A 22577-nucleotide genomic window follows, 5' to 3' on the forward strand; every position below is an offset into this window, starting at 1 on the left:
GACGAAGATATAGAAAATATAAATCAAAAATACACATATCTTTTCAAAAGATTCTTTGATGCGGTAAAAAATGTATCCAATCCCGTTGCCGTACTAAACGGCAGCGGAAAAGGATTTGGAGCCAGTTACAAAGGTATCGCAACAAATCGCGAGCTTAATGGCTTTGTGCCTCATCATGATCTGGCGAATGAAGTACGAGAAAGATTAGGCAAAAAACTGAAAGTGGTTTTTGTCGAAATAGGGGATAAGTTAATAGAACAGCATGAGTGGGGGCGTATCGTAAGACTTCCTGATCTGGGCATACGTCCGGAGGAAAACGGATCAGGATTTGAGGAGCCAGTGCATGTATTTACATCAGCCTATGAAGAGATTGGCTTGAGCTTAACCGAGTAACGGATTAGATCAGGTGTGGCAGGACTTTGAGAAATTGAAGATATATGCCTGGGATTTAACTGAGAGATGCAGGGCTAGGTTTGAGGTGGTTGATTAATAAGTAGTAGCTTAAACTTGAGCTGACAACGGGCGGTGTCGCGATGAGGAGACGCTATCGAATAGTCGGCTAAATAGAATGTTAGGGGAATTAAATTTTATAAGTTTTAATATCAGCTGGCTGTGGTGGGTTACTTTCATGTGGTCGATATGATTCAATATCGACAGATTGTGGTGGTTCGCTTTTCATCTGTTCGATAAGCTGATTAGCATCAAGCGATACATTCACATTCACACTCATATCGCATGACTTAATCGCCCATGCCAGCAAGAACAAACCAATAAGTTTGTGGCTTGAGGCAAGATGTTTAACTGTTTTGGCTACATTTGGGTCAATGCTCTCAGTAAACTTTATTAGTTCATCAGTTTTTTCTGGGTTTCTATAAGCATCAACCACTGCCCCACCCAATTTCTGAAGCATCTCTTTAGTAAAAGATGGGGCATTAATAACTGAAATTACATCATTTGCTATATCAAAGATTCCGTCGGCAACAAATGCTATACCTCCGCAGTATGGACAGGTCTCTGAATTATTTCTTAATTTAAGACCTTGGATGTTTCCAGAAATCGATATCATTCTCGATGGGAAAATGGCCCCACAAGAAGAGCAATGTGATGGTATCGTAGTCAATATAATTCTCCTGGTTAGTAATTACATAGCTTCAATCATTTCTGCATAAAATATTAGAACAACATGAACAAAATTGTTATTTTTTAGGTTTCCACCTTGGAGAATGTTGACTAAAATGTTGACCAAGCTATGCCAAAACATGACCAAATATGACTAAATACGGTCAACCTAAACAAGATAACTTATTGATTTATAAAGATACAATGGCGGAGAAGGCGGGATTCGAACCCGCGGTACGGTGATAACCGTACACACGCTTTCCAGGCGTGCACCTTAAACCACTCGGTCACTTCTCCCATTTGCTTCAAAAATGATGTTTAACTTAAAATAATAGGGTGCCAAGGATAAACTAGTTCATACTTTGGAGCAACCTTTGTACTGATTGTTTCTAAGAATTATAGATAATTTACCAGAGTAACTGAGAAAGATTCTTTAGCGGATTGTGAAAAGCCTAGTCGAGGTAATCAATGACAGGCAAAAACAGGTGAAAGAAGAGGCAGGGTTTAAACCTGATAAAGATGAATATTTTGAGCGTGTTTCTAACGCCGTGGCCTAATGCTAGATCACTCAATAGCTTGTTAGAACTTTATCCTTCTTCCTATTACACTAAATACTTCCAGACGATACTTTACCTGAAAACATAGATTGTTATATCAGTAATTATGGCTCATATCTTATAGTAATACATAATCATTAATCATGCATGTCTCTTATACAATAAGCTGCAGAGAATTAGTCCCAAATGAGATTAATTAGAATCTACTCAAAAAGTATTTCTCATAATCATTTAAAATATATACCTCATAATATATTATTTTATAATATTGTTATTTATAATAATATGCGGTTTAATCAAAATTGATCGAACTTAAATAAGTTTGAGTTCAAATCAAATGCAAGGGTTTCTGCATAATTTATCTAAAAACATTGCGCTTAAGCATTGGTTCAACACTGCTTTCTTTTAAAAGTAAATTTGTATATTTTTAGTCAGGGCCTCTAAATATACGAATTAATTGCATTCTAGCTTCTTGTTCTTAATAGATTAGTAATACAGAGAGTGCTCGACATATGCATATCTAGACTGGGGAATTTTTGCATCTTTTCATTATTAGGAGGATTTTTTAAGTGATATGGGAACGAAAAATAGATCTTCTAGTCTATTTTTTTGTGAACTTTATGACATTCGAGAAAAATAGAATGAAACTATTTAAAAAAATACCTAACCCAAGGGAAATTCGGCAGAAGCTTGGTCTTAATCAACAAGAATTCTGGAATAAGGTAGGGGTAACCCAAAGTGGCGGTTCACGTTACGAGAGTGGACGAGAGATACCTAAAGCTGTCAGGGAATTGGTGCGATTGGTCCATATTGACCGGATTGATTTGACTAAAATCAAACGAGACGATCTGATTGTGGCTGCAATGCTAAAAGCACAGTACCCTGATCTGTATAAAAGCTTGAAAAAATCAGCAAAATTGAAATAATTCCAGAAATTCTCTTTGAGTAAATCAGTCAATTTGTGTGCTGATGACTGGTTTATGGATTAAGACTATGGATGAATCTTTACCGCAAGCCCAAGTGTTTTAATTTTTGCGGCAAATGATGCTATCCATGCCGCCGACACTTTAGAGAGCCGGGATGCCTCAGGTTGCAGAGAGGGACGCGCTAATCCATACAGCAATATTCCCTGTAATGATATCCCTTCTTGTTTTAACTTATTGATGAATTCCAGATAAGCTTTGATTTCTCTCTCAGCAGGAGGTTTTCCATCTATTTCAAGCACACACGTTTGCAGCCAGGTAGGGCATAAGGAGGCGGCTATTTTTAGGTTGGCATGCATTTTCTTTAGGCTCATGCGGGTATTATTAATACGCATTCTGCCTTCTTGCGTCACGCTATCTAACTTGAACCAGATCTCACCATTTAGCTTCGCCATATGGCTAAGTCCTCGCTGGACATGAGCTCGATCAATCAAACTGCCATTGGTAATCAGAACTAATTTGAGTTCTTCTGGTAAGGGAAAATCGTGTTTAACACGCTCAATCAAGCTGATTACCTGCTCAAACTCTTTTACACTCGTGGGTTCTCCATTCCCTGACAAGGCGATATCATTGATACGCCTGGCTTGTTGTGGCACCTTATCCAGCATAAAGCGCCCATAAAGCAATTCATGAAGAAAAGAGCGCAATTCTTGTTCCAGCTTGACTAAATCAATTACTGGAGCAGAACCGCGTTTGAGATTGGGTACTTGGCAATAGATACATCGCCAATTACAGGCATTATTAGGATTCAGATTGATTCCGATTGATACGCCAGAAGCTCGACGCGAGATAACAGGATAAACATAGGTCATGCTAATGCTATCTCGGCTATGATCTGAAACGCTTAATAGTTTAGGCTGCAATGGTATAATCCATCAAATGTTGATTACGCGAAGATTAGAATTTGATGCTGGCCATCGTATTTCCACTCATAACAGTCAGTGCCGTCATTTGCACGGCCATCGTTATGTGATAGAAATTACTTTATCAGGTAATATTATTTCTGACGAGGGCGTGGCAGAACAAGGCATGGTTATGGATTTCTCTGAAATTAAACGTATAGCGAAAGAGGTCCTGGTTGATAAATGGGATCATGCTTTTCTCGCATATGCCGGCGATACTCTTGTAGTTGAGTTTTTGCAATCACTGAAAGATCATAAAACAGTTATTATAGATGCGCAACCAACGGCAGAAAACCTGGCAATTAAGGCTTTTCATATATTAGATCTGGCATTTCAAGATACTTATGGAAATCGGCTCGCATTGGAACAGGTTCGATTGTATGAAACTCCTAATTGCTGGGCGGATGCAAGAAGAGAAATTATTAATCATACCAATAATTCATAATAATTTGTAAACATGTTTATTGATTCCCACTGCCACCTCGATTTTCCTGATATTGCCAATAATCTTGATCAGATTCTTGGCAATATGCAACAAAATAATGTTACCCACGCATTATGTGTTAGCGTTAATTTAGAAGATTTCCCTCGTGTGCGAGCTTTGGCGGAATCACATGACAATCTTTTTGCCTCCGTGGGGGTACACCCTGATTATGAAAACTTAATCGAACCGGATGCTCCACAATTAGCGAATCTTGCTCATCATCCTAAAGTTGTTGCGATTGGAGAAACGGGACTTGACTATTTTCGCCTTAAAGGAGATCTCGAATGGCAAAGGGAACGCTTCCGTCAACATATTCGAGCTGCCAGACAATGCAATAAACCCCTTATCATTCATACCCGAGAGGCGGCGGCTGATACGCTACGTATCATGGCTGAAGAAGGGGCAGATAGGACAGGGGGAGTGATGCATTGCTTCACCGAAAGCTGGGAAGTTGCCCAGCAGGCAATTGAAATGAATTTTTATATTTCGTTTTCCGGCATTATTACTTTTAAAAATGCTACGCTTGTTAAAGACGTCGCTCGAAAAATTCCTCTTGAGCGCATGCTGATTGAAACTGATTCTCCTTATCTTGCTCCAGTCCCCTACCGTGGAAAGACCAATCAGCCTGCTTTTGTACGCTATATCGCTGAGGAGATTGCTAAGTTGCGGGAGGTGAGCTTGACGGAAATCGCGGCCATCACCACCCATAATTTTTTCAACTTATTTAAGATTGCTTAAGATCGGAAGCTTTCTGAATAAATAGCAGCCAGTTACTGTATTCTTTATGTGATCAAGAGGTCCCTGTCTATCGATGCAATTCTGGCACTTAACCTTATGGCATTCTAAAAATTCATATTTGCGAGCATCCGTTTCGTGGATTGCCTGCTTATCCCGTCTCGTCACAATACTTCGTTGTTCACAAAAAATGCTTCCTTACATATCAGTTATATGCTGCGGCAACATTTTTTGTTCTATACTCAGCGCGGTAACAATTGCGGATTTTAAAGATATTGAAGGCCTTAAATTATAAGAGTTTTTCGCATTTCTATTTTCCGCATCTGTGGCCGCGCGGAGTATATCTAGCTTTGTCTTGTTTAGAACTCTGAATTTTCAAAGGCGCTCTTTATTGAGGTAAAAGATAAGGCAGAGAGAGAATCTGTAATACTGGACCTTCTAAATTCTTCCAAAATATTTTACCTGATTCAACACTATTGGTTTGAATGACAGCAAGGGCATCAAAACCTTCTTCAGGGGAAGGGGCTGCATTAACTATCATACCGCATGATTGTTCTGACAGTTCAGCGCTGAATAACTGATCGCCAGCCATGACTGGTTGGGATGAAGCAATATTGGCCAGATACATGCGGCGCTTTAATTTACCAAGATACTGTGTTCTTGCAATAATTTCCTGTCCTGGATAGCAACCTTTCTGGAAACTAAGCCCTCCCGTAATATCCAGATTCACCATTTGAGGGATAAATTGTTCCTGGGTTATGGGTAAAATAACTGGGATGCCAGCTCTAACTTCCAGCCAATCCCAGCAGATAGCGCCAACTGGTAATGCCTGTAAAGCTAATTGTGGCCATATCATGACTGCGTGATCTAGCGTTGTGATAATTTCATAGCGATTAATATCTCGGCATAAAATACTTCCTTGCGCAGCATGGACTATTCCAAGCGGTAACATGGGGAGGGCTGTGTGGTGGAATACTTCTTTAATTAACGACTTCGCTTTATTTCCTGCGATACCAATACGTATCAAAGAATCGCTGCTGTTGCTTAATCGCACCTTTGCGCGCAGTATATATATTGACAGGCGTTTAGAAACAGTTTCAAGCAAAGTGGATGGTAATTGCATGAAATATCCATTGTGATCTGCTTGTGACCAAATTATAAAATTTGCCAGTATGCGACCTTTAGGGGTGCAATAGCTACCGTGTTGCGCAATCTGATGATTGACTTTCCTCAAATCGCAGGTTAATTGTCCTTGTAAGAAAGTTAATGCTTCTTCTCCTGAGAAATGAATTAGGCCAAAATGAGAGAGATCAACCAGAACAGTATCAGTTTGAGTATTTTTGAGTGCGATAGCATCATCTTCTTTGAAATGTATCACCTGACCTTTTTCAATAGTAGCATGGTGTTCTTGTAAAAAAGTCTGCCAAACAGGATTCATAGGGATTTATCTGATCAGAGAAAACGATTAATTATTTTTATTTATGCCAGCATTAACTATTTATCTTAAATCATCAAGACAATATACCTTATTGTTATGCATGGCACATTTTGCGGTTGCTTGTATTTTATGGAAGATGGATTGGTCGATATTTATTAAATTAATAGGAAGTATGTTACTCGCTATAAGCTTATGCTTGTACTTGCGCTGTCATGCGTTGCTTCTTTCAGTTCGATCAATTGTAACTTTACATTTTTCAGAGGATGGATTGACTTGCATAGCCCAAACTCAATCTAATGAGCATATTACATTTACCATTAAGAGCGATACTTTCGTCACACCCTATTTGACTGTATTGTGTATGAAATCTCCCTATTCGTTTTTTTCTCGTAATATCGTCATTTTTCCAGACAGTATCGATATGGATAAATTCCGACAATTACGGATATGGTTAAAATGGAAATGGAGAAGGAAATAAATTAACTGCTTTAATTAAAGCAGAAAAAAATTATTTTTAATTTTAAAAATTAAGAAAGCTAAATTTCTTCTTCTGCCGGGAGTTTGCGCGCTTCTTCTTCTAACATGACTGGGATCCCGTCTCTGATTGGAAAAGCTAAGCGGTCTGGTTTACAGATTAATTCTTTTTCATTTTTCTTGTAAATTAAAGGGCCTTTACACAATGGACATACCAGGATATCTAAAAGTTTTGGGTCCATAAATTTTTCTCTTAATTTTTTTAAAATAATTTCTCGTAGTCCAATATTTATTGTTATTTCTTCATGCAATACCCAAAATCTTTCATTGGCTTGATCCAAACATTTTACAGCATCCTCTTCTCTCAAAAGAATAATTTCAGCATCAGGAATCTGTAAATTTTTTTTAAAAAATGGGTCATTGTTGATAACTGAATGAGATTTTACATTTAATTTCAGATAGCTTAGTTGCTCCAGGAAATCATGAGAATGATTGATATCCGAAATAACATGAATATATTTTCCCTTAAATGTAGAAATTTCGGAATGAACATCCGGGTTAAGCAAATTAATGAAATATTCATTTGCCGGCCTCATATGAAATGTTTTAATCTCATTTCCGACATTATATATGGATAACCGGCTGCTTTTTTCATTCATTACTACTGCGTCTACTTTATTTAGATAGGATAAGCTATCACGTAAAGGCCCGGCCGGCAAAATTAAACCATTACCGAAACTCAGTTTACTCTGATCAAGTACAACAATCTCGAAGTCCCGCTGCAATCGCAGATCCTGTAAACCATCATCACAGATGAGCACATTGCATTCAGGATGGGCGGCAAGTAGGGCTTGCGCAACCTTTACGCGATCATGACCAATCCATATTGGGCAAATACTCTTACTTAGATAAGCCATCAGCAACGATTTATTTCCTACAATACCAGGTTTACTTGAGAGCGTAACGGCAAGGGGAGAGCCGTAATTTTCGGAATAGCCGCGACTAATGATGCCAGGGTGTAATCCGAATGCTTTTAATAGATGAATTAACCAGATGACGAGAGATGTCTTGCCGGCATCATTAACAGTAATACTGTCAATAACAATTATGGGTACAGATGTCTTAACCGAATGCAATATACCAAGCCGATATAATAATCGCTTAAATGCTAAGAACAGTCTAAAAAATAAACTAAATGGCCAAAGAATGATATGAAGAGGTGTAATTCGATGCCAATATAGTTCAGACCAATTCATTGATGGTATATTTCTTTATATAAGGATTAACTTTCAATTAGAGAATTATTTCTGATTTTCTTATACATACTACACATGCTTTAGCAAGCTAATCATTTCGCTCATTATGGTATCTCACTGGAAGAAAACTACTGATATAAATTAAATATTCTTTATTACCTTTTATCTCGTATTCTTCAGTTGCGGAAATAGTCCGCGCTTTCGAGTAATCAATTAATGAATCCGGGAGGTAGTCGTTGGTCAAATAAATAATTTTAATGCTGTGTCACTACCAGCAGGAATATGATGCGCTGCCATGGTCGCTTGAATATTTATAAGTTGTTCTCTACTCCTCCTGAGACCGTTATCACTTAGTGGTACGCGATTATCATCTACCATGATGCCATTTAAGGTAGAAGAAAAAAGTCCAGCAAGATGAGCCATTTGATCAAATACTTTCTCGCCATTGGCTACCCTTGGTACATCAAACAAAAAAGTAATCCCATGTGTGGTCAGGGTACGCATATTGGCCGGCAAGAAGGGCGTTGCTTCATAGTTACCCAGAGAAAACAATACAGCATTGTTTTCATCTCGATATCTGAATGCACCCTCAGATTCAAGCCTAAAGCCAGCTGACTCAGCCAAGGCGCGTATTTTTGTTCCAACGAAAGCACCGCCATCTTTGCTGATAATATTAATACCCATCACTATATCGACTTCTGCACAAAATTTGTCGAGTGATACTGCTCTTATATAGGCATTCGAAATATCCGGGCAATCAGCGACTGCATTTACTTGTAAGGCAAAATCTTCGACCATATCACGGAATCGAGATAAATTAACTTCACTCACCGGACCTGCTCGATCAACCAGCTGTAAACAGCCATTTAAATAGATATAGCCACCTTTCGTATGAAGTGATTCAATCGTAATTTCTTCCCAGGTTTGACCATCTTGACTCAGTCCATACCAATGGACAGGTTTTCCAAAGTCAAATTTCTGCTGTAATAACTCAGCTAGTTTGTCGTTAGAGATCAGCTTGTTAGCCCGAATACTCGTGATATAGTTGATGGTGCTGTCAAAATTAACCGATTTATGCTCTTCTAGTGGCTCATCAATAGACAGCTCTTCAGGTTCTAAACGTGCTTTGGGTTCTAAACTTACTTTTTCTTTTGTGGAATTAGATGCAGTTTGCAATTCTTGAGTGGAGTCAGTACTGAATTTAGGTTCGATACGTTCATTCTCCCAACCGGTTTTGCCCATTTTCAATAATGCGTCTTCATGCTCATGCTCAAATGAGCGTTTGACGTTACGCCGATAACGCATTTGCTGTAACCAGTTAAACAGAGCTACAGCGCCAATAATAATTATACCGATAATGATTAGGATGATTTGTAAGTCACTCATACTCAAAGTCGCTCATATTCATGTTTAATAAGCCAATATTTTAATTTCAATCATTATAATTATAATCCCTTATCGTCTTTAAATAAGTTTTAGACGACACCTATTTCTTTGTTTGAGTTTATGGCCTGATCGAGATCTACCGTAACTATACGTGAAACCCCTTGTTCTTGCATGGTAACACCAATGAGTTGTTCTGCCATTTGTATCGTAGTTTTGCTGTGACTGATGAATAAGAATTGAGTTTCTCTCGACATCCGTTTTACAAGATCACAAAAACGTATTGAATTATTGTCATCTAAAGGCGCATCCACTTCATCAAGCAAACAAAAGGGTGCAGGATTAAGTTGGAATAATGAAAATACGAGTGCTAAAGCGGTAAGCGCCTTTTCCCCACCCGAGAGTAAATGAATTGAGTTATTTTTTTTACCAGGAGGCTGTGCAGTGAGCTGCATTCCGGCATCGAGGATTTCTTCACCGCTTAAAACCAGCCTTGCTCGACCTCCACCAAATATGGCTGTGAATAATTCGCCTAAATGCGTATTTACTTTATCAAAGGTTTGCATGAGGCGCTCACGTGTTTCGCGGTCAATTTGTCGAATGGCATTTTCTAAAGTGATGACTGCTTCTTTCAAATCAGTGGCTTGTTCATCAAGATATATTTTACGTGCTTGTGATGCTTCTAATTCCTCCAATGCAGCAAGATTAACCGCGCCAAGTGCTGTAATTTCAGTATTAATTCGATTAATTTCTGCTTTTAATCGAGAAGGCTGCACATTGTTCAATAACGGCCGCAATTCATCTTCTTTAGCACCAGCCTCTAAAAGTTTCTCGTTAAATTGATTTTCTGTTAAACGCGCTTCCTGCTCCTTGAATCGTATCTGATTGATAGATTCTCGGAGTTGATACGATTTTTGCTCCGATTTAAGCCGCGCTTGTTCCGTTTCACGTAGCGCCTCGGTTGTATTTTCCAGGTCATGACGAACTGAGGTTAAAATCTGTTCATGATCTATTTTCTTTGCTAACCATTCATTAAGCTGAGTTTGAAGGGGCCCATCATCCAAATCTGCTTGTGCATGATGCAATTTATCCAGGTTTTCTGTTAAGTTAGCAATGTTTTTGCTGATTGCTTGAACATCGTTTTCTAATTGCTCAATTTTATGCTGGCAATTCTTTTCATGAAAAATAGTTTCACGCATTTTATCTGCCAAATTTTGTATTAATAACCGATGTTCATTTAGAGTTTGCTCGGCAACTTCACCCGTTAACTTGATTTGCTGTAGTTGCTCTTCCAGATTAACTATTTGTGTTTTACCCTCAACCAATTCTATTTCTGCTTCTTGCTTTTGCGTGTATTCAATGGATATTTGATGGGAAATTTCGATTAACTCATCTTCAATTTGATGGTATCGTTGGGAAACACGTTCTATAAGCTGTGAAAGCTGTATGATTTGAAGCTGCAACGCGTGTTCCTGCTGCTTTAGTTGCGTTACCTCGCTTCCTAGTTCCGATATGGTGACTTCAAGTTCATCACACCTCCCTTCTGCTTCAGTCAATGTGGAGTGGGCATGCGTTAGCTCTTTCTTAAGTGTATCGATTTCAATCTCAATCTGGGCTATTTCACGTTGCCGTGCTAATACTCCATGTAATTGCGAATCGGCCGCGTAATAGCTTAAGCTGCCACAAGTAAACACATGACCTTCAGGAGTCACCAACATTTCGCCTGGAAGAAGTTGTTTTTGCTGGATGAGACCTGTTTCAATATCGTTAATGGTAAATATGCCGCTTAGCCATGATTCCACCATGGGCTGAATAGTCGCCTGTGCATAATTTAAATAGGTGCTAAGAGGTTTCCATTGTTTTTTTTCATGCCGTAGATGATCGCTTGTAGCGCGATCTTTGATAGGAGTCACTTCAAAGATGGACCATTTTCCTGGAGGCGGATTATTCTTCCAATTTAACGCTATTTCGAGCTGCTCAACGCCTGCAGCATTGATCCGCTCACGCAAAACAGCTTCTAACGCATTTTCCCATCCTTTTTCTATTTGGATGTATTGCCATAAGCGCGGTAATAAATCTAATTGAAGCTGAGATATCCATTTATCTAATGCTTTATTATTTTCAAGTCGACGTTGAATTTGCTGTAAAGCGGCATGGTGGGCTTGAAGTTGAGTCAGTTTCTGTTGGACAGATTGGACATTCTGCAAAGCTTCTTTTCGAGTATATTCTGTTATTTTTAACTGATTTTCTGCTTCAGCCAAAGCATCTTGTTGTTCTTGCAAATGAGCTATGATCTGATTTTTTTCTTCTGTTAAATTAGTAAGCTCTGTTTTATCAATTTGCGGTTGCGAATTCTGCTCCTGGATCAAACGCTCATGGCGTGAGCTTAATTGTTGGATGGCTTTATCGGCATGAGCAAGGTGGCTCTGATGCAGTTTTTCTGTTTGCTGGGCAAGTAACAAATTTTTCTGCACAGTAAATAATTGATCTTGGCTCATGCGAAAAACTGATTCTAGCTCCGGCAATTTCTCATTCTCTGAGTGGTAATTTTGGCTGCTCGTGATACAAGCCAATCTTGCTTGCTCAATTTCGCTATGCCAGTGATTAAGATGCTCACATGCCTCTTGCATTTGATACTGATTGTTTTCTAGTTGTATTTCGACTGTAGAGATTTGTTTGACAAAATATTCTCTGTTCTCCCGTGTATGCTGCAATTTTTGCTCCATGCGCGCAATCTCAGCATTGATGGCGTATAACTCTCCTTGCATTTCATGTTGTTGTTCACTTACCGTGTGTTGCTGCGCTCGTATCTCTTCAAGCTGCTTGTCTAGTTCGTGCAGGCTGGTGACTTCATTTGCCAGCTCATGCTCAAATTGTTGAATTTGTTCCTCTGCATGAATGCGTTTTGCAATCGCTTCCTGTTTTTGAAATAACCATAAAATATGACAAGTAGTGTTTAATTGTTTTTGTAATGCACCAAATTTCTGGGCGATCTCCGCCTGTTTCTCTAAATGCTGTAATTGTTTCCCCAGTTCTTGAAGAATGTCTTCTACACGCATGAGATTGCCGCGTGTATCAATCAACCGCAGTTCTGTTTCATGTCGCCGCTCACGATAGCGTGAAATACCGGCGGCTTCTTCAAGAAATACACGCAACTCCATAGGCTTGGCATCGATAATCCGCGAAATCATGCCTTGTTCAATGATGGCATAACCGCGCCCACTTACTCCTGTGCCGAGAAAAATATCGGTAATATCTCGACGACGCACGTGGGTATTATTGATGTAATAATTCGATTCACTATCGCGTTGGATGACGCGCTTGATAGAAATCTCGCTATAAGCTGTCCATCGGCTGGCTACTTTTCCAAGTTTATTATCAAAAATGAGCTCGACACTGGCTCGCCCAACAGGCTTTCGGCTAATTGATCCACTGAAGATAACGTCCTGTATTGACTCTCCACGCAAAGCCGTCGCCCTGGATTCACCTAATACCCAACGAACCGCATCGATAACATTGGATTTTCCGCAACCATTGGGTCCAACAATACCCACCAGATTACCCGGAATAAAAATGGTGGTGGGTTCTACAAAAGACTTGAAGCCAGCGAGTTTGATTTGGGATAGACGCAATTGAATAATAATAAAATTGGTATAATTCGGTTTAAGAATCACTTCGAAAGCTATTTTAACTGATTTCACCTTAACCAACCGAATTGAAGAGACCTATCGCATGGCGAGTAAGCCCTCAAAAAAGCTAGAAACGTTCGATAATCCATTTATTGCCAGAGATTACCGGATTCATATGGAAATACCAGAATTTACCTGTTTATGCCCTAAAACAGGACAACCCGATTTTGCCAGACTTATTCTGGATTATATTCCTGATAAAAAGTGTGTCGAATTGAAAAGTCTTAAGCTCTATATTTGGTCTTACCGTGATGAGGGAGCATTCCATGAAGCAGTGACTAACCAAATCCTTGATGACTTGGTGGTGGTTCTAAAGCCGAGATATATGCGGCTTATAGCAAAATTTTTTGTGCGAGGTGGAATTTTTACGAATGTCATTGCAGAACACCGCAAGAAGGGTTGGAAGCCGGAACCTGCTGTTTTCCTTGAAGCGTTCGAGGAACAATCAAATACACGGGGTGATTAGCCGTCGAGTATGTTACTTAAATTAATAAAATAGGTAGCTGTAATGGATGATTTCAGAGAAGAACGTGATGCTATGGGTGCCATCCAAGTTCCTGCCCATGTGTTATGGGGTGCGCAGACACAACGGTCTTTACACAATTTCAGGATTTCCAACGAGAAAATGCCGACCACGCTGATCCACGCTCTGGCATTGATCAAACGCGCAGCAGCCCAGGTCAATTGCCAACTGGGTTTGCTTGATGACGCTGTTGCCAATGCCATTATTGCAGCGGCTGATGAAGTGATGGCTGGACAACATGAAACAGAATTTCCACTCGCTGTCTGGCAAACGGGCTCCGGCACGCAAACCAATATGAATATAAATGAAGTATTGGCAAATCGTGCTTCTGAATTATTGGGCGGAGGGCGTGGCAGCCAACGGAAAGTTCATCCCAATGACGATGTGAATAAAGCACAATCTTCCAATGACGTATTCCCCACGGCAATGCATGTGGCTGCAGTTCAGCTCATTCATAATCAATTAATTCCGGCTATTCGGACGTTACACCAAACCTTATTTACTAAATCTCAAGAATTCAACTCTATTGTCAAGATAGGCAGAACTCATTTACAAGATGCCACTCCTTTAACGCTAGGCCAGGAATTTTCTGGGTATGTTTCACAGTTGGATCATGGGCTCAAGCACATTGAGGCATCGCTACCTCATTTATATGAATTGGCTTTGGGTGGAACCGCTGTCGGAACCGGATTGAATACACATCCTGAGTTTGCTGTACGTGTCGCGTCTGAAATTGCCAGGTTAACGAATTTTCCTTTTGTCACCGCTCCGAACAAATTTGAAGCGCTTGCTGCAAATGATGCGCTCGTTCATGCTCATGGTGCATTAAAAACACTGGCTGCATCTTTAATAAAAATTGCTAATGATATTCGCTGGCTGGCTTCGGGTCCCCGCTGCGGAATTGGCGAAATCAAAATCCCGGAAAATGAGCCCGGCAGCTCAATCATGCCTGGTAAAGTTAATCCTACTCAATCAGAAGCTATGACCATGCTTTGCTGCCAGGTAATGGGCAATGACGTCGCTATTAATATGGGGGGGGCAATGGGTAATTTTGAGCTTAATGTGATGAAGCCATTGATCATCCATAATTTTCTGCAAAGTGTGCGCTTGCTCGCCGATGGAATGACGAGTTTCAACGATCACTGTGCAGTAGGCATTACAGCCAATATTGAACGTATTAATATGTTGATGCAACATTCCTTAATGCTCGTGACAGCCTTAAACCCTTACATTGGTTATGATAAAGCTGCAGAAATTGCTAAAAAAGCCTATCGTGAAGAAACCTCGTTAAAAGAGGCGGCACTTTCTTTAGGTTATATTACTGCAGAAGAATTTGATGCATGGGTTAACCCCGAAAAGATGGTAGGAAAAATTAGATAGCATGCTTAGTACGATGAATCCAATATTGATTAGTATCTCTTTGCTTGTCATAAGTAACGTTTTTATGACGTTTGCCTGGTACGCACATCTCAAGGAATTGAATTCTGCACCTTGGTTTGTTGCGGCTATAATAAGCTGGCTAGTAGCTTCTCTCGAATATATGTTTCAAGTTCCTGCAAATCGAATCGGCTATACAGTGTTTAGCGTTGGACAACTTAAGATCATTCAAGAAGTCATCACATTAAGTATTTTTATACCTTTCGCTGTTTTTTATTTAAAAGAACCACTCAAATTGGATTATTTATGGGCGGGTCTTTGCATGATAGGGGCAGCGTATTTTATGTTTAGAGATAAAATCTCATAAACAATAAGTTTTCTCAGGTTCAGGGTGGCCAGTACCCGCTGATTATATTTGCCGATTAGGCCATTATCTTCCCAATGACCTACAAGCGTGCTGCTTCGCAGAGTGCTTGCCTTGCATCGCGGTTTCCGGCAGTACATAGGTTTTCACTACCCACCTCCTGCCAGTTTGGCTGCGCAGAGGTGCTGATGGATGGTTTCATGACATAAAGACAATTCACCTTTCAGTTCAAGTCGGGCTGATCCCTGTTCAGGATGCATATCTGCTAAATCATCCTGCCTACCTTATTCCATTTCTAAATCAAACATGACGCGAAGGTGAGCCGCAGAAAGTATCAATAATATAGCAAGGTGAAGTGGAAAAAGTCAGTTTTGAGAAATGGAATTATTCCGATCTTCCCAGCCAGATCGCCTGGCTTTGGCTTTCTGCCTCACGCGTTTATTTCTCGGTTCCTGCGCCTGCTTCAGATGCTAATTGTGTTGCTCTTTATTGCACCTGAGTTCGCGCAAGATCACAGATTTGTTCAGCATCAGCTTGATTCGCTATCTCGCTTGCTTAAACCCGTTTTTCGTAACCCCTAAATCTGATTATGTTGTTCTCGGGTGAGCTGCTGATAGTGCTTCAACTGTACTCCTTTTATTTGACCATTCAAGAACCTCGGATCCTATCTCAGCTTTCCTCTTGTCGCTTTATAAAAGTTGCACTTCAAACTTAAAACTGCATGAGTTTTTATTGCAGCCTTATCTATTTTCTAGTATCGCATCTTTTTTTTCGCATCTGTTTTCAACTTCAACTTCAATCCAATTACATAACTTTAATGCTTTTATTCTAAAACAATAACCACAGTTACTTGATTGTTATTTGTTTATCCGTCATGATTTATTTCCTTATTAGTTGTATTTTTTATCGCTATTTTGGAGAATATTAATGATATTTTTATTGAATGGCTTTGAAATTATTCGAATTTTTATGTTTTTATTATTGATACGATTGATGGTTTTCGAAAATTTCAAATTGAGATTGAAGAACCTTGAAAGGCCGTAAGAGAAGCGACATTCTATGGATCAATATAAATCTATGGGGCAGTATAAATTTAAGGAAGCGATTGTTATTCCTTTATCCGATGGGTCAGAGCTGGCTTTGATTGTTTATGAACTCGATGGTCAACCTTTTTTAATTCCAGCTTTTGCTGATCCTTTTCAACATTCCTTATTTAAGCAATTATTAAAAGAATATGGCATCAATCCCACAGATGGTGAGATTGCATGGGATAGTGCAGGATTTATTCATGATGTTAGCCAAAAGCAAAAAATCAATTAATTTATGAAGCTCTCTTGATTTTGCCTTGACGTGGGGGGTTTGGTATTTACAGAGATATGGCCTAACCAGTTAATAATGATTCATAAGGTTTAGAATTTGAAGAATATATCGATAGTTTTTTTGTTTTGTTGTTTACACAATGCTTTGGTCTGCTTCCATTTGTGTCCGGTAAGACAATGAGAATATTCTTTAAATCATTATTAACTGATTTGGCTATATATTAAAAAACGCCTGGATGAATCAGGCGTTGATTGTGAAGAACTGTGCTTCTTGTATCGTCATTTGGTTAGCCCGTAAAACCGTTTCGCAGATAAAGGCCTAAACAGCCTACCTAAAAATAGGTCAGATAAATCGCTTTCCTTCTAACCCCTTTACTTTATGATCTAATTGCGCATAATATATAAAGTGTCACTTACTGGTATTTGACATCCAGCATCGGCGTGCTTTGTTGGTGCCAATATTAAAATCATTGTGACAAGTAGAGCCATTGTTATACTTGCTGCCGCGCTGTTGGATTTTTTGAAACAGCTTTCAAAAATTCTCCTTCTTCTTTCATCTTTTTCTGTAACCAGATTACTTGCCGCGATGACTTCTAATCTATCTACTTTTACGTAATCTGCTAGTAATATACAAACATCTACTGGAAGACCTCTTTTTCCAGCTTTAGCCATTCTCAAATTTACATCCAAAATACCTATTCTCTTAGCCAATTCTATTTGAGTTCCTGCTTTCTCTACGCCAATTTCAATGTAATCTTTTAGTTCCCTCATATCTTCCTCCTTTATGTATCAAAATTGATACATTTAATTGTTAATTAATCATACTTTTCATATCTCCATAAGTCAATCAAGGATATTAATTATCAGGGGAAAGTATGAAAATATTAGGTTTTAATATAAAACGTATTCACGCTTTAAAGAAATCAGACGGAAAACCCTATGGAATGTATGAGTTAACGTGAGTTCGGCATAAAAATTATCACACCACAGCTGAAAATGAAATATTAGGGGGGGCTTTTTCTCGTGAAAGGTGTAAGCCGCTAGCCCGGCTATCAAATAAGTACGGGCGTTGTTATTCTCATCATCTTTTGATGGCATTACTGCAGATATTCACATGGTAGCAATTCATGGCCAAGACCGGCTAACAGCCATGGTATTAAAAATGCATCAGTTTTTTGGGTGACAGGTTTGGATAAGCCGGCTGGTAGCGTATCTTATTGTTTCGAGCGGAGAGTGATTTGAGTGATCGTGCGTTTCTGGATGGTTTAGATCTGCCTAGCATGGCCTTGCGTCTCAATTAGACATTGTCAGGAGCGCTGGTAGAAGAAACAAACTGGTGGGCACTGAATGATGGCATAGAGCTGATCGCTTTTAATTATCAGGCGTCAAGTTCGGGAAAACCAAGCCAGGTGATAGGTATTCGGCAAAAAATAAAAGTTTTAATGCCAGGGATTTCTAAGTCACTGAAGCTACTTTGCTGACATTCATGCCAGCCTGTAATTTGATGAGTTTGTTTCATCAGGCAGTACTACGAAGTAATAGCGTGTCAGGCAAATCCGATGTCTAACACACCCTGAAACGCTGCGTTATGTGCTCTTTGCCAAAATTGGCTATATTAACTATAACCTATGAGGGCCGAAAAAGATGATTAACCTGGAGTTGTCATGCAACAGCGTGAATAGAGCAATCGTCTTTGGGATAAGTCCAAAACATTTGATCTTCCTGTTAGATTCAGCCCAATATTTACTCCTTAACTCCTTAATTGCTTCTAATGGAAAATCTGAGTTAAGCAAAAAAAGTGAAATTAGTCTTTGAATAAAAACTGTTGGGTTATATTTATTTCAGCGAAAAAAAGTAAAAAGTTATTACATATGAGGTATTTTGAATTAGATTTGTTCAATAATCCCGATAAATCAGAATTTTTTAAAATGCCACAGTAGTCTATCAGATAGATGATGCTATGAATGAGGATAAAAAAAGAGTAAAAGAGCCATTCTAATTAACAAAAACTAGGAAGCAATTGATGATCATTGGATTACCCAAGGAAATTAAAGATAATGAATATCGAGTCGGGATGTCGCCCGGTACCGTACACACGTTAATAGAACACGGGCATCAGGTTCGGGTACAAGCCGGAGCAGGGGAGGGGAGTTTCTTTACTGATGGAGATTACCAGTCGGCTGGCGCTGATATTGTTCCTTATGCCGAGGATGTTTGGTCTGCCCAGATGGTGGTGAAGGTAAAAGAACCAATTGAGCAGGAATATCGCTATCTGCGTCAAGATTTAATTCTTTTTACTTATCTGCATCTGGCTTCGAATAAAGTCCTGACTGATACAATGCTGGCTGCAGGAACGACCGGTATGGCCTATGAAACTGTGCAAACTGAATCAGGTGAGTTACCTTTGTTGGCACCCATGAGTGAAGTAGCTGGAAGAATGGCAATACAAATAGGTGCGACTTACTTGCTTAAAACATTAGGTGGCCGTGGCATCCTGATGGGGGGGGTTCCTGGCGTAGCTCCTGCCAATGTGGCCATTCTGGGAGCAGGCATTGTAGGTGCTAATGCAGCCAGAGTTGCGGTTGGAATGGGTGCTCAGGTAACTGTACTGGACGTGAATCATACGCGGTTGAAATACCTGGATGATATTTTTCATGGGCAATTACTGACGCGTATGAGTGACAGATTCAATATTAAAGAAATCGTTTATCAAGCTGACCTTGTTATTGGTGCAGTACTCATTCCAGGTGGACGAGCACCTTGGCTGGTGACAAAAGAGATGTTGTTACATATGCGCCGAGGATCCGTTATTGTTGATGTGGCAGTTGATCAGGGGGGATGCGTGGAGACCACTCACCCTACTACTCATAGTGATCCGGTTTATGAATTGGATGGTATCTTGCATTATTGCGTTACTAACATGCCAGGGGCTGTTCCTCGCACAAGTACCTTTGCACTCAATAATCAGACGGCAGCTTATGTAGTGCGCCTGGCAAATGAGGGGTTAGATGCTGTACGTCATAACCGCACGTTGCTCCATGGGCTCAATCTCCATCGCGGTTTCGTGACACACCCCGCTGTAGCGGAGGCATTTGGGCTGAAATATACGCCGCCATTGCAAGCAATTAATACGGCATCTTCTTGATGAGAATGAGCATTACTTTCTGAGAAGGTACAACTGATAACAATTCTTATTCATAGTATAATCGTTGAAAACTTTGTAAGCTATGATTTTCCTTTCTGACATTCTTATGCTTCATATTTAAATAAATGTGCAAACTATTTTCCATTAAACGTTTTTTTGTCATTACATGCTGTTTTGTTTCCCTGCTGGTAATCAATGTAGCCCAGGCAGAGCAGGTCGTAGTGTATTCAGCAAGAATTGAAGAACTTATCAAACCGATGTTCGATGCTTTTACCAGAGAAACAGGCATTCAGGTTAAATTTACGACAGACAAGGAAGGTGCTTTATTGGCCAGACTTAAAGCTGAAGGAAAGAGAACTCCGGCCGATGTTCTCATTACTGCAGATGCAGGGAATTTATGGGAAGCCGCACGAGCGGGACTATTAAAATCTGTTTCTTCTTCTATACTGGAAGCAAATATTCCTGCTCATTTACGAGATCCGCAAGGGCAGTGGTTTGGTCTCTCGGTGCGGGCTCGCACTATCGTCTACAATACGCAAAAAATAAAGCCGTCAGAGCTTTCTACCTATGAGGATCTGGCAGATCCGAAATGGAAGGGAAGATTATGCTTGCGCACCTCAAAAAAAGTTTACAATCAATCGCTTGTTGCAATGATGATTGCCGAGCATGGGGAGGCTGAAACTGAAAGAATTGTGAAAGGTTGGGTCGATAACCTTGCAACTGAGCCTTTGTCTGATGATACGAGAACGCTTGAATTTGTAGCAGCAGGACGATGCGATGTGGCTCTGGTTAATACTTATTATTATGGCAGATTGATAGAAAGCAATCCTGATTTACCTTTAGCTATTTTCTGGCCCAATCAAAAAAATAGTGGTGTGCACGTTAATATTTCAGGAGCCGGCGTTACTCAATTCAGCAAGAATGAGCATGCAGCCATCAAATTGCTGGAATTTTTATCTTCAGAGAAAGCGCAAAATTTGTTTGCTGACGTCAATATGGAATATCCTGTTAATCCTGAGGTTAAGCCCAGTAAAATAGTGGCAGCCTGGGGAGAGTTTAAACAAAACCCAATGAGCTTAGCCAAAGCAGGGGAGTTGCAAACAGCAGCAATAAAATTAATGGATCGTGCGGGTTATCGATAATCTAGTAGGTACATGTGAATAGTGAAAAATATGCTGCAGTAGAAAATAAGAATCCGGAAATTAGCCGCCCCTTGTTAAACCGCAAAGCAAGTTTTTGGCGGCTAATTCCGTTTCTTGTTGCAGCACTGATATTTATACCTGTCGTTGTTGTTTTTTCTTCATTTCTCATGCCAGCGGACGATGTCTGGAAGCATCTTGTTGATACTGCGCTTTCTACCTTATTAATCAACACATTCTGGCTCTCAGTGGGAGTGGTGGTTGGGACGTCATTGTTGGGTGTCAGCCTTGCGTGGCTTACCGCAATTTATGAGTTTCCGGGCAGCAGGTTCTTTTCCTGGGCTTTGTTGCTGCCATTAGCCATTCCAGCCTATGTGACTGCATTTATTGTGCTCGGTCTGTTTGATTATACCGGTCCTATTCAGACAGCTTTACGTACTTGGCTGGGATCAGAGTTACCCTGGTTTCCTGATTTATACGGAAGAGGGGGGGTAACAGTTGTTATGATTCTGGCATTCTATCCCTATGTCTATTTAATGGCACGCAATGCCTTTCTAACGCAAGGAAAGCGTTTGCTGGAGGTGGCTCAGTCGCTGGGCCTTAACCGTAAACAAGGATTTTTCAAAGTGGCGCTGCCAATGGCTCGCCCATGGATTGCAGGCGGTATTATGCTGACGCTCATGGAAACGCTTGCAGATTTCGGGACCGTTTCTGTGTTTAATTACGATACATTTACCACGGCGATTTATAAAGCATGGTTTGGCATGTTTTCCTTACCTGCGGCTTCTCAGCTCGCATCGTTACTGATCACCCTGGTTTTTGCACTCATTATTATTGAACAACAATTTCGAGCACGAATGCGTTTTGCTGAAACAAAGAGAAGTTCACACGCTGATCGTATCCTGCTTTCAGGTTGGAAAGCGAGTACGGCTATCTGCTTTGCTGCAAGTGTTTTATTTTTTGCGTTTGTGCTGCCCATCGTGCAATTGGGTGGCTGGGCTGCGCATTCTTTAATGCAGAGCTTTGATCAACGTTATCTAGAGTTTCTCTTGCATTCACTTCTGTTATCAGCCATGGCCACACTGATTACCTGTTTTGTTGCCATATTATTAGTTTATGCAGTTCGCCTTTATTCCAATACGTTCACTCGAATCGCAGTCCGTATTGCAACGATAGGTTATGCTCTGCCAGGTGCCGTATTAGCAGTAGGTATTTTTATTCCCCTTGCCTGGTTAGATGATCAGTTAAATGAATGGCTATTAGCCCTGTTTCAAATTGAAGCTGGTTTATTGATTCAAGGCACAGTCGGCGTCATGTTGATAGCTTACATGACACGCTTTCTTGCTGTTGCTCACTATCCCATAGACAGTGCTATGCAACGTATCACGCGCAGTATAGATGAAGCAGCGATGGGTTTTGGTTTAACCGGTTGGGCTGTGCTTCGAAGTGTTCATTTACCCATGTTGAAAACCGGAATATTCACCGCTGCTGCGTTGGTGTTCGTAGATGTCATGAAGGAAATGCCCATTACTTTGATGACTCGTCCCTTTGGCTGGGATACATTAGCTGTACGTATTTTTTCATTGACTTCAGAGGGTGAATGGCAGCAGGCTGCATTACCTGCTGTGACATTAGTTTTGGCGGGATTGGTTCCTATTATTTTATTGATGCGACAAACAGACAAGTAGCT

Annotated in this window: 19 protein-coding genes, 1 tRNA gene and 1 pseudogene; 12 read left to right on the forward strand and 9 right to left on the reverse strand. The window is 40.1% G+C overall.

The features are described 5' to 3' along the window. The coding region (locus BM283_RS18850; protein WP_175492103.1) for a hypothetical protein at positions 1 to 393 on the forward strand (393 nt) is incomplete at its 5' end. Positions 394 to 580: 187 nt separating this feature from the next. Here BM283_RS18850 and BM283_RS10660 read toward each other — a convergent pair. Both BM283_RS10660 and BM283_RS10665 read right to left on the reverse strand, forming a co-directional pair. Beyond that, a complete protein-coding gene (locus BM283_RS10660) occupies positions 581 to 1120 on the reverse strand; it encodes a hypothetical protein (RefSeq protein WP_139225252.1) in 540 nt (179 codons plus the stop codon). 204 nt (positions 1121 to 1324) lie between these two features. Then, positions 1325 to 1416: transfer RNA gene (locus BM283_RS10665), tRNA-Ser, on the reverse strand. Between the two features lie 901 nt (positions 1417 to 2317). Between BM283_RS10665 and BM283_RS10670 the strand changes: the two genes are divergently transcribed. Beyond that, entirely contained in the window at positions 2318 to 2602 is a 285-nt protein-coding gene (locus tag BM283_RS10670) for a helix-turn-helix domain-containing protein (protein ID WP_046851711.1), read from the forward strand. 65 nt (positions 2603 to 2667) lie between these two features. Here BM283_RS10670 and BM283_RS10675 read toward each other — a convergent pair whose 3' ends face one another. Further along, positions 2668 to 3471, reverse strand: coding sequence for a radical SAM protein (locus BM283_RS10675; RefSeq protein WP_090692887.1), 804 nt, complete (start codon positions 3469 to 3471; stop codon positions 2668 to 2670). A 67-nt stretch (positions 3472 to 3538) separates the two neighbouring features. Between BM283_RS10675 and queD the strand changes: the two genes are divergently transcribed. Next, positions 3539 to 4006: a 6-carboxytetrahydropterin synthase QueD gene (gene queD / locus BM283_RS10680; protein ID WP_090692890.1), complete on the forward strand. Its 468-nt coding sequence runs from the start codon at positions 3539 to 3541 to the stop codon at positions 4004 to 4006. A gap of 12 nt (positions 4007 to 4018) precedes the next feature. Next, complete coding sequence (locus tag BM283_RS10685) at positions 4019 to 4783, forward strand: TatD family hydrolase (RefSeq protein ID WP_090692893.1); 765 nt, start codon at positions 4019 to 4021, stop codon at positions 4781 to 4783. A 385-nt stretch (positions 4784 to 5168) separates the two neighbouring features. On the opposite strand, the gene BM283_RS10690 is transcribed toward BM283_RS10685, so the two are convergent. Then, on the reverse strand, positions 5169 to 6218 hold the full coding sequence (locus tag BM283_RS10690) for a CAF17-like 4Fe-4S cluster assembly/insertion protein YgfZ (RefSeq protein WP_090692895.1): 1050 nt from the start codon (positions 6216 to 6218) through the stop codon (positions 5169 to 5171). 43 nt (positions 6219 to 6261) lie between these two features. Between BM283_RS10690 and BM283_RS20570 the strand changes: the two genes are divergently transcribed. Next, positions 6262 to 6696: a protein YgfX gene (locus tag BM283_RS20570; RefSeq protein WP_368086429.1), complete on the forward strand. Its 435-nt coding sequence runs from the start codon at positions 6262 to 6264 to the stop codon at positions 6694 to 6696. Between the two features lie 58 nt (positions 6697 to 6754). Here the strand turns inward: BM283_RS20570 and BM283_RS19995 are convergent, their stop codons facing one another. The 4 genes and pseudogenes from BM283_RS19995 to smc form a co-directional block, all read right to left on the reverse strand. Next, the gene (locus tag BM283_RS19995) at positions 6755 to 6934 is read right to left on the reverse strand and encodes a Trm112 family protein (protein WP_235264573.1); all 180 of its coding nucleotides are present in this window, start codon (positions 6932 to 6934) and stop codon (positions 6755 to 6757) included. A gap of 24 nt (positions 6935 to 6958) precedes the next feature. After that, positions 6959 to 7948 (reverse strand): annotated as a pseudogene (gene lpxK, locus BM283_RS10695) (tetraacyldisaccharide 4'-kinase); the annotation flags it as partial. Between the two features lie 240 nt (positions 7949 to 8188). Beyond that, the gene (locus BM283_RS10700) at positions 8189 to 9334 is read right to left on the reverse strand and encodes a cell division protein ZipA C-terminal FtsZ-binding domain-containing protein (RefSeq protein WP_090692900.1); all 1146 of its coding nucleotides are present in this window, start codon (positions 9332 to 9334) and stop codon (positions 8189 to 8191) included. 89 nt (positions 9335 to 9423) lie between these two features. After that, positions 9424 to 13032, reverse strand: coding sequence for a chromosome segregation protein SMC (smc, locus tag BM283_RS10705; protein ID WP_254776327.1), 3609 nt, complete (start codon positions 13030 to 13032; stop codon positions 9424 to 9426). A 31-nt stretch (positions 13033 to 13063) separates the two neighbouring features. On the opposite strand from smc, the gene queF reads away from it, so the two are divergent. The 4 genes from queF (at position 13064) to BM283_RS10730 (ending at position 16604) form a co-directional block, all read left to right on the forward strand. Then, positions 13064 to 13486 (forward strand): preQ(1) synthase, encoded by a 423-nt coding sequence (gene queF / locus BM283_RS10710; RefSeq protein WP_090692903.1) that lies wholly within the window; start codon positions 13064 to 13066, stop codon positions 13484 to 13486. A 42-nt stretch (positions 13487 to 13528) separates the two neighbouring features. Then, positions 13529 to 14923, forward strand: a complete 1395-nt coding sequence (fumC, locus tag BM283_RS10715; protein ID WP_090692906.1) for a class II fumarate hydratase — start codon at positions 13529 to 13531, stop codon at positions 14921 to 14923. A gap of 13 nt (positions 14924 to 14936) precedes the next feature. After that, positions 14937 to 15287, forward strand: coding sequence for a DMT family protein (locus BM283_RS10720; protein ID WP_090692954.1), 351 nt, complete (start codon positions 14937 to 14939; stop codon positions 15285 to 15287). A gap of 1056 nt (positions 15288 to 16343) precedes the next feature. Continuing rightward, the gene (locus BM283_RS10730; RefSeq protein ID WP_090692911.1) at positions 16344 to 16604 is read left to right on the forward strand and encodes a hypothetical protein; all 261 of its coding nucleotides are present in this window, start codon (positions 16344 to 16346) and stop codon (positions 16602 to 16604) included. A gap of 383 nt (positions 16605 to 16987) precedes the next feature. Here BM283_RS10730 and BM283_RS10735 read toward each other — a convergent pair whose 3' ends face one another. Next, a complete protein-coding gene (locus BM283_RS10735) occupies positions 16988 to 17374 on the reverse strand; it encodes a hypothetical protein (protein ID WP_090692914.1) in 387 nt (128 codons plus the stop codon). A gap of 1252 nt (positions 17375 to 18626) precedes the next feature. On the opposite strand from BM283_RS10735, the gene ald reads away from it, so the two are divergent. The 3 genes from ald to BM283_RS10750 all read left to right on the forward strand — a co-directional run bounded on the left by ald (position 18627) and on the right by BM283_RS10750 (position 22575). Next, the gene (gene ald / locus BM283_RS10740; RefSeq protein WP_090692918.1) at positions 18627 to 19748 is read left to right on the forward strand and encodes an alanine dehydrogenase; all 1122 of its coding nucleotides are present in this window, start codon (positions 18627 to 18629) and stop codon (positions 19746 to 19748) included. A gap of 125 nt (positions 19749 to 19873) precedes the next feature. Then, positions 19874 to 20890, forward strand: coding sequence for a Fe(3+) ABC transporter substrate-binding protein (locus BM283_RS10745; protein WP_090692920.1), 1017 nt, complete (start codon positions 19874 to 19876; stop codon positions 20888 to 20890). A gap of 167 nt (positions 20891 to 21057) precedes the next feature. Continuing rightward, on the forward strand, positions 21058 to 22575 hold the full coding sequence (locus tag BM283_RS10750; protein ID WP_090692956.1) for an ABC transporter permease: 1518 nt from the start codon (positions 21058 to 21060) through the stop codon (positions 22573 to 22575). Positions 22576 to 22577: the final 2 nt, after the last annotated feature.

The sequence above is a fragment of the Nitrosomonas sp. Nm34 genome (assembly GCF_900113925.1).
Classification (GTDB): Bacteria; Pseudomonadota; Gammaproteobacteria; order Burkholderiales; family Nitrosomonadaceae; genus Nitrosomonas.